General features: G+C 75.2%; 10 protein-coding genes and 1 pseudogene. 5 read left to right on the top strand and 6 right to left on the bottom strand.

Annotated elements, in window-relative coordinates; all coding sequences use genetic code 11:
* Together F8274_RS27795 and F8274_RS27790 are read left to right on the top strand one after the other, a co-directional pair.
* The coding region (locus F8274_RS27795) for a TetR/AcrR family transcriptional regulator (protein ID WP_225854006.1) at positions 1-634 on the top strand (634 nt) is incomplete at its 5' end.
* Positions 635-699: 65 nt separating this feature from the next.
* Positions 700-927: a DUF3107 domain-containing protein gene (locus tag F8274_RS27790; protein WP_091317774.1), complete on the top strand. Its 228-nt coding sequence runs from the start codon at positions 700-702 to the stop codon at positions 925-927.
* Positions 928-1009: 82 nt separating this feature from the next.
* Here the strand turns inward: F8274_RS27790 and F8274_RS27785 are convergent, their stop codons facing one another.
* Entirely contained in the window at positions 1010-1651 is a 642-nt protein-coding gene (locus tag F8274_RS27785; protein ID WP_151465323.1) for a ferritin-like fold-containing protein, read from the bottom strand.
* A gap of 297 nt (positions 1652-1948) precedes the next feature.
* On the opposite strand from F8274_RS27785, the gene F8274_RS27780 reads away from it, so the two are divergent.
* Positions 1949-3622, top strand: coding sequence for a DEAD/DEAH box helicase (locus tag F8274_RS27780; RefSeq protein WP_151465322.1), 1674 nt, complete (start codon positions 1949-1951; stop codon positions 3620-3622).
* A gap of 101 nt (positions 3623-3723) precedes the next feature.
* Positions 3724-4872, top strand: coding sequence for an SAM-dependent methyltransferase (locus F8274_RS27775; RefSeq protein WP_151465321.1), 1149 nt, complete (start codon positions 3724-3726; stop codon positions 4870-4872).
* Here F8274_RS27775 and F8274_RS27770 read toward each other — a convergent pair.
* On the bottom strand, positions 4869-5300 hold the full coding sequence (locus tag F8274_RS27770) for a hypothetical protein (protein ID WP_151465320.1): 432 nt from the start codon (positions 5298-5300) through the stop codon (positions 4869-4871). The two genes, F8274_RS27775 and F8274_RS27770, sit on opposite strands and share 4 nt — an antisense overlap.
* A gap of 193 nt (positions 5301-5493) precedes the next feature.
* On the opposite strand from F8274_RS27770, the gene F8274_RS27765 reads away from it, so the two are divergent.
* Positions 5494-5913, top strand: a complete 420-nt coding sequence (locus tag F8274_RS27765) for a helix-turn-helix domain-containing protein (protein ID WP_151465319.1) — start codon at positions 5494-5496, stop codon at positions 5911-5913.
* Positions 5914-5920: 7 nt separating this feature from the next.
* Here F8274_RS27765 and F8274_RS27760 read toward each other — a convergent pair whose 3' ends face one another.
* The 4 genes and pseudogenes from F8274_RS27760 to F8274_RS27745 all read right to left on the bottom strand — a co-directional run.
* Positions 5921-7015, bottom strand: a complete 1095-nt coding sequence (locus tag F8274_RS27760; protein ID WP_370518280.1) for a hypothetical protein — start codon at positions 7013-7015, stop codon at positions 5921-5923.
* On the bottom strand, positions 7008-7238 hold the full coding sequence (locus tag F8274_RS27755; RefSeq protein WP_151465318.1) for a heavy-metal-associated domain-containing protein: 231 nt from the start codon (positions 7236-7238) through the stop codon (positions 7008-7010). Before F8274_RS27755 ends, F8274_RS27760 begins: the two co-directional genes overlap by 8 nt.
* A gap of 110 nt (positions 7239-7348) precedes the next feature.
* On the bottom strand, positions 7349-9469 hold the full coding sequence (locus F8274_RS27750; protein ID WP_151465317.1) for a RecQ family ATP-dependent DNA helicase: 2121 nt from the start codon (positions 9467-9469) through the stop codon (positions 7349-7351).
* Positions 9470-9506: 37 nt separating this feature from the next.
* Positions 9507-10328, bottom strand: a pseudogene (locus F8274_RS27745) (transcriptional regulator); the annotation flags it as partial.

The following is a 10328-nucleotide window of genomic DNA, read 5'->3' as shown; positions in this document are numbered from 1 at the left end:
CGCTGTGGGGAACGGTGCGCAGACCGCCGGCCGGCCCACCCGCCTGCCCCGCTCGGCGCGGCGCAAGCAGCTGCTCGCCGCCGCCCAGGAGGTGTTCGTCGCGCAGGGCTACCACGCCGCCGCGATGGACGACATCGCCGAGCGGGCGGGTGTCTCCAAGCCCGTGCTCTACCAGCACTTCCCGGGCAAGATGGAGCTCTACCTGGCGCTGCTGGACACGCACTGCGACGCCATCGTGGCGAAGGTGCACGACGCGATGCGCGGCACCAACGACAACAAGGAGCGGGTCGGCGCCTCGGTGCGCGCGTACTTCGACTTCGTCGACCACGAGAGCGAAGCGTTCCGGCTGGTCTTCGAGTCGGACCTGCGCAACGACCCGGCCGTGCGGCAGCGGGTGGAGCGGGTCGAGCAGGGCTGCATCGCGGCGATCACCGACACCATCATCTCGGACACCGGGGTGAGCCGGGCGCACGCCGAGCTGCTCGCCTCCGGTCTCGTCGGCGCCGCCGAGACCGCGGCCCAGTTCTGGCTCGCCGGTGGCCGCCAGGTGCCCAAGGCGGAGGCCGAGGCGCTGGTCGCGGCCCTGTCCTGGCGGGGCATCGCCAGCTTCCCGCTGCAAGGTGAGTCAGCCTGAACATCGGGCCGCCAGATCGGATAGCCTTCCCACGGTGGCTTTTTCGCCCCAGTTGAGGAGGCACAGTGGAGGTCAAGATCGGCGTGCAGTACGCGCCGCGGGAGCTGGTCCTGGAGAGCGCGCAGTCGCCGGCCGAGATCGAGCAGATCGTGACCGACGCCGTCGCCAAGGGTGAGGGCACCCTCTCCCTGACCGACGAGAAGGGCCGGCGGGTCATCGTGCCGGTCACGAAGGTCGCCTACGTCGAGATCGCGGAGGCCTCGCCCCGCGCGGTCGGGTTCACCGTCCGCTGATCCCGGTCGGCCCGCCGTCGCGGGCCGTCATCCCCAGCCGGCCCGCCGTGGCGGGTGAGCCCGTCACGGCGGCGCGCGGCGTTCAGTTGTTCAACCCCGCGGCGGTCATCCGCGCGGTGTGCGCGTCGGTCAGCCGGCGGAACAGCGCCGGCACGTCCACGCCCTCCCGGGAGATCAGCGCGGTGAGCGCGCCCCGGTCGGCGGCGGCGACGCGGCCCGCCTGGGAGAGCGCCTCGCCGACCAGCCGCCGGGCCCACATGGAGAGCCGGTTGGCCACCCGGGGTTCGGCCGCGATGGCGGCCCGGATCTCGGCGGCGGCGAACTCGGCGTACCGCGAGTCGTGCAGCACGTCGAGGATCAGCCGCTGGTCCGGCCCGTCGAGGCCGCCGGCGATCCCGCGCAGGAAGTCGTCGCTGATGGCGTCGCCCACGTACGCCTTGGTCACCGCCTCCAGCCAGTCCTTCGGCTCGGTCGAGTCGTGGTAGGCCTGCAACGCCTCGACGTAGGGGGCCATGGCCTCGTCGGGGGTCACGCCGAGCGCGGTGATCCGGTCGGCGATCCACCGGTAGTGCGCGATCTCGGCGGCGGCCATCTCGCTCAGCGCGGCCCGGCGGCGCAGGTCGGGGGCGAGGCGGGCGTCGGCGGCCAGCCGGTCGAAGGCGAGCAGTTCGCCGTAGGCGACGAGGCCGAGCAGGTCGACCAGGGCGGGGTCGGGGGCGGACACGAGCGCAGGCTACCGCCCGCACGCAACAGCGCCTTCGCCGTGATCCAGGTCACACCGGTCACCCCCGGACGCGATGCCGTCACCTGGAATCAGGACGGCTCCCAGGCAGTTCAGGTAGGATGAGACAGTTGCCGTGGGCACCGATTCGTTCAGCTCAGCTGATCAGCACCGGTCCCCGGCGCGCGTGCGGCCCGGTCCGGCTCGGCGTAACCGCCGCCGACCGTGTGGCCCGCGGCATACCGTTCGCGCCCTGAGGACATGACGGGGCGCACCACGAGAGGGCACCCCCAAATCCATATGAGCGAGCAGATTCAGGGCCACGAACTGGCCCCCACCGCTCCGGTCCGTCCGGAGGCTCCCACCTTCGCCGAACTCGGCGCCCGACAGGAGACCGTCGAGGCGCTGGCCGCCGCCGGCATCACCCGCGCCTTCGCCATCCAGGAGTACGCGCTGCCGATCGGGCTGCGCGGCGTCGACCTGATCGGCCAGGCGCCGACCGGCACCGGCAAGACCCTCGGCTTCGGCATCCCGCTGCTGGAGCGCGTCTTCGCGCCCTCCGAGGGCAGCGACGGCGTGCCGCAGGCGCTGGTCGTCGTCCCCACCCGCGAGCTGGGCCTGCAGGTCGCCAAGGACCTCGACGCCGCGGGCCGCACCCGGGGCGTCCGGGTGCTGCCGATCTACGGCGGCGTGGCCTACGAGCCGCAGATCGACGCGCTGCGCAAGGGCGTCGAGATCCTGGTCGGCACCCCCGGCCGCCTGCTGGACCTGGCCAAGCAGAAGCACCTGCGGCTCGACCGGGTGCACGCGCTGGTGCTCGACGAGGCCGACCGGATGCTCGACCTGGGCTTCCTCGACGACGTCGAGAAGATCCTGGCCATGCTGCCGGAGGACCGGCAGACCATGCTGTTCTCGGCCACCATGCCGGACCCGATCGTCGCGCTGTCCCGGCGCTTCCTGCGCCGGCCGGTGACGATCCACGCCGGGCACACCGCCGAGACCGGCCCGTCGCCGCAGACCCAGCAGCTCGTCTACCGCACCCACTCGATGAACAAGGTCGAGATCGTGGCGCGCATCCTCCAGGCGGAGGGTCGCGGGCTGACCATGATCTTCACCCGCACGAAGCGGGCCGCCGACCGGGTGGCCGAGGACCTCGACTTCCGCGGTTTCGCGGTCGCGGCCGTCCACGGCGACCTGGGTCAGGGCGCGCGGGAGCGGGCGCTGCGGGCGTTCCGCGCCGGCAAGATCGACATCCTGGTCGCCACCGACGTGGCGGCCCGCGGTCTCGACGTCACCGGCGTCACCCACGTCATCAACTACGACTGCCCCGAGGACCAGGACACCTACACCCACCGGATCGGCCGCACCGGCCGGGCCGGGGCGTCCGGTGTCGCGGTGACCTTCGTCGACTGGGACGACATGCCCCGCTGGCGGATCATCGACAAGACCCTCGGGCTCGACATGCCCGAGCCGCCGGAGACTTACCACACCTCCGCGCACCTCTACACCGACCTGGACATCTCCCGGGACGTCAGCGGCACGCTGCCGACCGCCGACCGCACTCGCGCCGGCCTGTCCGCCGAGGTCGAGGAGGACCTGGGCGGTGGCCGGTCGCGGCGCGGCGAGCGCGGCCCGCGGCGCGGCGACGGCCGGGGCGAGAGCCGGGGCGAGAGCCGCGGCGACGGCCGGGGCCGGGAGCGCCGCCGGGGTCGCGGCGGCGACAGCGACGCCCCCGGTGAGGTTGCGCCCACCGAGGCGGCCGCCGAGGAGGGCACCCGCACCCCGCGTCGCCGCCGGCGCCGCCGGGCCGGCGAGGCGGTCGCCGGCGAGCCCACCGCGGTGATCTCCACCGAGGGTGGCGCCGAGCCGGCCGCCGCGGCCGTCGAGGGCGAGTCGGCCGGCAAGCCGCGCCGCCGCCGGCGCCGCCGTGGTGGCGGGGGCACCGGTACGCCGGCCGAGGCGACCGCCGACTGACCAGCGAGACATCCGACGTCCCCCGTACCGGTCATCCGGTGCGGGGGACGTCCCCGTTCCACCCCGTTCGTGGGGCCGAGCTCGTCGAGGAAGAGGAAGCCATGCCGGAACCGCTGGACGCCGCGCTGAGCGAGGTGCGGGCGCTGCTGCTCGACCCCGCCCTGACCCGGGCGGTCGCCGCGGGGCGTCGTCGCGGCCAGCGCCCCTCGGTGGTCCGCGCCGAGCTGCGTCCGGTCACCCTCAAGGGCGGCCCGCGGCTCCAGATCTCGACCTCCGACGGGGCCCGGCCGTACACCCGGAACGTGGCCCCGGGCGCGGAGGCCGACGTGGCGGTCGACGCGCTGCTGGCCGAGCCCTTCGGCAACTGGCACGTGGAGACCGCCGACAGCACGCTCCAGCTCCGGGTGACCAAGTCGGGTGAGGCGCAGGTGCACCGGGCGGCGGCGAGCCGGCCGGCGCCGGAGCCGGGCGGCCATGACCGGGCCAAGGACTGGCTGCTCGACCCGGGCGACCCGATCTTCGCCGAGATCGGCGGTTCGGCGGCCAAGCGCCGGCAGGTGGACGCGTTCCTCCGGGCGCTGGCGGCCACCCTGCCGGACGACCTCAGCGGGCCGCTGCGCGTGGTCGACCTGGGCTGCGGCAACGCCTACCTGACCTTCGCGGCGCACCGCTACCTGACGCAGCGGGGGCTGGACGTGACGCTGGTCGGGGTTGACGTCCGCGAGGACCAGCGCCGGCGCAACACCGAGCTGGCCGAGCGGCTGGGCTGGGCCGACCGGGTGAGCTTCGTGGCCGGCACCATCGCCGACGCGCAGGTCGAGCCGGCCCCGGATCTGGTGCTGGCGCTGCACGCCTGCGACACGGCGACCGACGAGGCGCTGGCCCGCGCGCTGCGCTGGGGCGCCCGTTGGGTGCTCGCCGCGCCGTGCTGCCACCACGACGTGGCGGCCCAGCTCCGGGCCCACCCCGCGCCGGCGCCGTACGAGCTGCTCACCCGGCAGGGCATCCTGCGCGAGCGGTTCGCCGACGTGCTCACCGACGCGCTGCGCGCCGGCCTGCTCCGGCTGCACGGCTACCGCGCCGAGGTGGTGGAGTTCGTCGACTCCCGGCACACCCCGCGCAACCTGCTGATCCGGGCCCGGCGCACCGGGAGCGCGCCGACCGGCGACCAGCGCGCCGAATATCGCCAGCTCGTCGACCAGTGGGGCGTGACGCCCCGGCTGGAGACGCTGCTCGCCGACCGTCGCTAGCGGCGGCGGTCGCCCCGGTTGCGTTCCCCCCGCTCGAACGCGGGCACCCGGTCGCCAGGCCCCCGGTTGGTGGACCGGTCGGCCTCCGGCGACGCGGACGGGAACGGGACCACCGTCCCCGACTCGTCGGCGTTGCCGGCGGCGGCGAACGCGTTCCACGAGATGTCGACGAGCAGCCGCTTCAGCTCGGCGTGCCGGACGGCGGCGCTGCGCTGGAGCGCCATCCGGGCCCCCAGCACCACGCCGACCAGCGTCGTGGTGATCGCCCCGGTCGCGGCGATGAGGTGCACGCCGGTCGCCGGGCCGCCGCGCACCGCCAGCACCAGCAGCCAGATCCAGAAGCCGAGGGCGAACACGCCGGCCTTGGCCACGAAGAAGAGGCTGATCGCGCCCGGGCGGTGGGGCACGGGACGGTCCGGCTCGGTCATGCTGCTCCTCGTCGTCGGTCATTCGCTGCTCAGCGGGTCCGTCGAGTTTAGTTGACGGCTCACAACTGTCTATGCCTCTGGCGGTCCCGCCTACGGGACCTTCCGACCGATCAGTCAGTTACTTATCGGTGTCGGCGTACTAGGCTCGGTGCCCAGAGTCGGGTGCTCCGGCGGAAAGGGACAGACCCCGGGGATGGGCTCCGCAGAGGTATCGCCGCAGATGGCCTTCGCGCGCTTCGTGCGACGCGCCATCGATGACGCCCGCGAGGAGCGCGGCTGGACGGTGACCGACCTCGCCACGCACACGGGCGTGGGGCGGTCGACCGTGTTCCGCTGGCTGGCCGGCGACTGGCAGGACTACCCCGAACTGGCCAAGGTCCGCGGCTTCTGCGCGGCTCTGGACCTGCCGGTGGCGGCCGCGTTCCGCGCGCTGGGCCTGCCCGACGCCGGCGCCGTGCCGCGCCGCCGGGGCGCCGAGGACGGCCCGGTGGAGGCCGACGTCCGGGTGATCCTGGAGCGGCTGGCCGACCCGAACGTCCCCGCCGAGGAGAAGCACCACATCCGCGACCTGCTCCGCTACCTGGCCCGCCGCCCGGTCCGCCGGGCGGGCTGACGGCCGCTCAGGCCACCGTCACGGTGAACGCGGCCGTGCGCACCACGCCGTCGACCTGGAAATCCAGGAACATCCGGTAGCGGCCCGGCCCGGGCGCGGTCAACCAGAAGGTCACGGCGTCGCCGTCCCGCACCGGCTCGGGGTGCACGTGCAGGTAACCGAGGTCGCCCTCGCGGAGCGCGACCAGGTGGCCGTACGCGCCGAGGTAGGGCTGCAGCGGCGCGGCCGCGCCGCCGGAGCCGGTGACCCGGAACCGCAGCGGCACCGACTGCCCCACGGCCGGGGTGCCCGCGTAGCCGACGGTGAACCCGTGGACCGTGGTCGAGGTGGCCGGGGCGGGCAGCGGCCGGGGCGCGTACCCGCCGGGGGCGGCCAGGTCGGCGCCGAGGATCACGGCGGTCTGCCGGCCGTCGTCGGCGACCGCGGTGAAGTCCGCGTACGCCCGCCAGGCGCCCGGCTCGGCCAGCGTCAGCGGCACCGACCAGGTGCCGTCGGGGGCCATCGTCGGGTGCAGGTGCTGGTAGCCCGTGAGGTCGCGGCGCACCACGATGAGGTGCATCGGCTTGTCGTGCACGACGGCGAAGCGGGTGACGACCCGCCGCCTCTCGTCCTTGATCTGGAACCGCAGCTCACCGGCCTTGCCGGGGGCGAACTCGACGGTCGACGGGGCGAGCGTGTAGCCGGCCGAGCTGATCGACAGCCCGGCCGCGTCGGCGTCGCCGCCCTGGGTGACGGTGGCCCCGCCGTGCGAGTGCGCCCCGGTGCCGGGGGCGTGGCTGTGCGCCACCGCCACCGCCGCGGTCCCGGTGCGGGCCGGGTTCGGCGGCGGGTTGAGCCGGCCGAGGCCGAAGCCGAGCAGCACGGCGAGCACCAGCCCGCCCACCACGAGGGCGAGCCGCAGCGTCGCCCGGTCCACCTCGACGGGCCCGCCCGCACCGGACACGCCGGCGACGGGGGCGTCGGCATCAACCGCGGACCCCGCCAGGCCCGGCCCGGGCACCGCCACGTCCGGCCCGGGCAGCGCCACGTCCGGCCCGGGCCCCGTCAGGTCGGGGCCGGGCGGCGGCGCGTCGGGGCCGGCGAGGGGCGGTGACTCAGGCAACGCCGGAGGCCAGTTCGTAACCCGCCTCGTCGACGGCGGCACGGACGGAGTCGACGCGCAGCGGGGCGGCGCTGGTGACCGTGGCCGTGCCGGCGGCCAGGTCGATCCGGACCTCCTCGACGCCCGGCAGCGCGGACAGCTCCTCGGTGACCGCACGGACGCAGTGTTCGCAGGTCATCCCGGTGACGGCATACGTCTGGACGACGGATCGCTGCTCGGTCATGCGCCCACGGTACCGCCGTCGGGCGCCCGGCCCGCCGACGGTCCGCCGACGGTGGCGACGCTCGCATTCGCCGGCCGGTCGGGAACTTTCCGCCGCTGCGGAGCGACGGTTCAGCCGGCGACCGCGAGGGCCAGCGGCAGCACGTCGGGCGCGCCGGCCCGGCGCAGCAGGCGGGCCACCATGCTCATGGTCCACCCCGAGTCGACCAGGTCGTCGACGAGCAGCACCGGCCCGTCCAGCCCGGGCAGCGCGTCGGCCAGGTCGGCGGGCACCGCGAAGGCGTCGTGCAGCGCGCGTACCCGCTGGGCGCTGTTGCCGCGCGGCCCGCCGGGTCCGGACGGGCCGGTGGGGACGACCGCGCCGAGCAGCGGCAGCCGGCCCACCCCGGCGATCCGCTCGGCGAGCGAGCCGACCAGCAACGGCCGGGTGCGGGAGCCGACCGCGACCACCCCGACGGGGCGGCGCGGCCACGGGTCGTCGCCGTGCGCCCACGCCTTCAGCACCTCGACCACCGCGGCCGCCACGTCGTCGGGGATGGGGCCGTCCGCCGCGTCCGGCCCGACCAGGCCGCGCAGCCGCCCGCCCCAGCCCAGGTCGGACAGGCGGCCCACGGCCCGGCCGGGCAGCGCCTGCTCCGCCGGGGGAATGCGCCCCTTCAGGGGTACGCCGACCGCCTCCAACCCGGTCGGCCAGAGCTTCTTCGGGGCGATCTCCACGCCGGGGCGGCCCAGGAAGGTCTGCGCGGCGCTGAGCGCGGCGTCGGACACCTCCGTGCCGAACAGCGGGGCGGCGCAGTTGTCGCACCGGCCGCAGTCCCCCGCGCCGGCGTCGTCGAGGCACTCCCGCAGGTAGCGCATCCGGCAGCCGGGCGTGGCCGCGTACTCCCGCATGGCCTGCTGCTCGGCGGTGCGCGCCTGGGCGACGCGGCGCAACCGGGCCTCGTCGTAGACCCAGGGCTCGCCGGTGGCGAGCCAGCCGCCGCGCACTCGGCGGACCGCGCCGTCCACGTCGAGCACCTTGAGCATCAGCTCCAGCCGGGCCCGGCGCAGGTCGACCACCGGTTCGAGGGCCTGGGTGGAGATCGGCCGTGCGGTGTCCAGGGCGGCGAGCACGGCCCGGACCTGCTCCTCGGGCGGGAAGGCGAGCGAGGCGAAGTACCGCCAGATGGCCGCGTCCTCGACGCCGGGCAGCAGCAGCACCTCGGCGTGCTCGACGGCACGGCCGGCGCGGCCGACCTGCTGGTAATAGGCGATCGGCGAGGGCGGCGCGCCCAGGTGCACCACGAAGCCGAGGTCCGGCTTGTCGAAGCCCATGCCGAGCGCGCTGGTGGCCACCAGGGCCTTGATCTTGTTGTCCAGCAGATCCTGCTCGGCGGCCCGCCGGTCGGCGTCCTCGGCCTGCCCGGTGTAGGCGGCCACCGACCAGCCCCGGGCGCGGAGGAACTCGGCGGTCTCGCCGGCCGCCGCCACGGTCAGCGTGTAGATGATCCCCGAGCCGGGGAGGCGGTCCAGGTGGTCGGCCAGCCAGGCCAGGCGGTGCGCGGGATTCGGCAGATCCAGTACGCCGAGCCGCAGCGACTCCCGGTCGAGGGTGCCGCGCAGCACGAGAGCATCGCCGAGCTGCTCCGCGACGTCCTCGGTGACCCGGGCGTTGGCCGTCGCCGTGGTGGCGAGCACCGGGGTCCGCTCGGGCAGGTTGGCGAGGAAGGTGCGCAGCCGGCGGTAGTCGGGGCGGAAGTCGTGCCCCCAGTCGGAGACGCAGTGCGCCTCGTCCACCACGAGCAGCCCGGTGGTGGCCGCGAGCTTCGGCAGCACGCCGTCCCGGAAGTCCGGGTTGTTGAGGCGTTCCGGGCTGATGAGCAGCACGTCCACGGCCCCGGCGTGGATCTCGGCGGTGATCTCGTCCCACTCGTCCAGGTTCGCCGAGTTGATGGTGCGGGCCCGGATGCCGGCCCGCGCCGCCGACTCGACCTGGTTGCGCATGAGCGCCAGCAGCGGCGAGACGATCACCGTGGGACCGTGCTCGCCGCCCTCGCGCAGCAGCGCGGTGGCCACGAAGTAGACGGCCGACTTGCCCCAGCCGGTGCGCTGCACGCAGAGCACCCGCCGCCGGTCGACCACCAGCGCCTCGATGGCACGCCACTGGTCCTCCCGGAGCCGGGCATGCTCACCCGCCAGACGCCGCAGCACCGCCTCGGCGCGTTCCCGGACGGCCATCCGATCCTGACCCATCCGGCATTTCTACCAGGCTCCCCCGACGGAGCCCGGATCACGACGGCCGGACGGCCGGCGGCTCGGGCGGCAGGAACAACAGCACGTCCCGCAGCGGTTCGGCCGCCGCGTACGGCAGCGCGCACCGCTCGGCCAGCTCCTCCAGCGACCCGTACGGGCCGCGCAGCCAGCGGTCGACCGCGATCTGCCGGCGCTGGCCGGCGGTCAGCCCGGGCAGCGACGCCAGCACCGGATCGGGTACGGCGTTGACGTCCACGAGGCCGCCGTCGTCGTAGCTGCGGAGCAGGTCCGGGCGGCCGATGCGCAGCTCCGACCGGGCGGCCGGATAGTGGTGCAGCAGGTAGCGAGCCTGCTCACGGCGCAACCGCCGCTGCTCGTCGCTGCGCTGCCGGCCGGTCCAGAACAGCCCGCCGAGGGCCGCCCAGAGGGTCGGATTGAGCAGCACCACGTGCACCGTCCCGAGCAGCCAGCAGATGCCCGTCGCGACGATGAACCAGAGGGCCTCGCCGTCGCTGACCTCCTCGTTCTCCGGGCTGAAGACCGCGAGGACGAACACGCTGAGGACGAGCAGGAAGTAGCCGAGGCCGGCCAGCGCCAACCGCCAGCTACGCCGCCACAGCGCGTACCCGAGGACGACCGCCCACGTGAGCGCCCCGAACGACAGCAGCGCGCCGGCGGTGCCGACGACGGTCGCGGTGAGCCGGAGCCACCCCGGCGACCGCCGTGCCGGTGAGGGCTCGGGCGGCTGGTTCCCCAGGAAGCCGTGCGGAGCTGCCCCGCCCCAGCCCCGGCGGGGCCGGCGGGGTCGGTGTGAAGGCGGGAGCCGGGCCGGCGGTGGCCGGCATCGGCGCGGGGACCG

Source organism: Micromonospora sp. AMSO31t, from assembly GCF_008868175.1.
In the GTDB taxonomy this organism is placed as follows: domain Bacteria; phylum Actinomycetota; class Actinomycetes; order Mycobacteriales; family Micromonosporaceae; genus Micromonospora.
The sequence above is the reverse complement of the archived record's forward strand: the minus strand, read 5'-3'. Positions and strand labels throughout refer to the sequence as shown.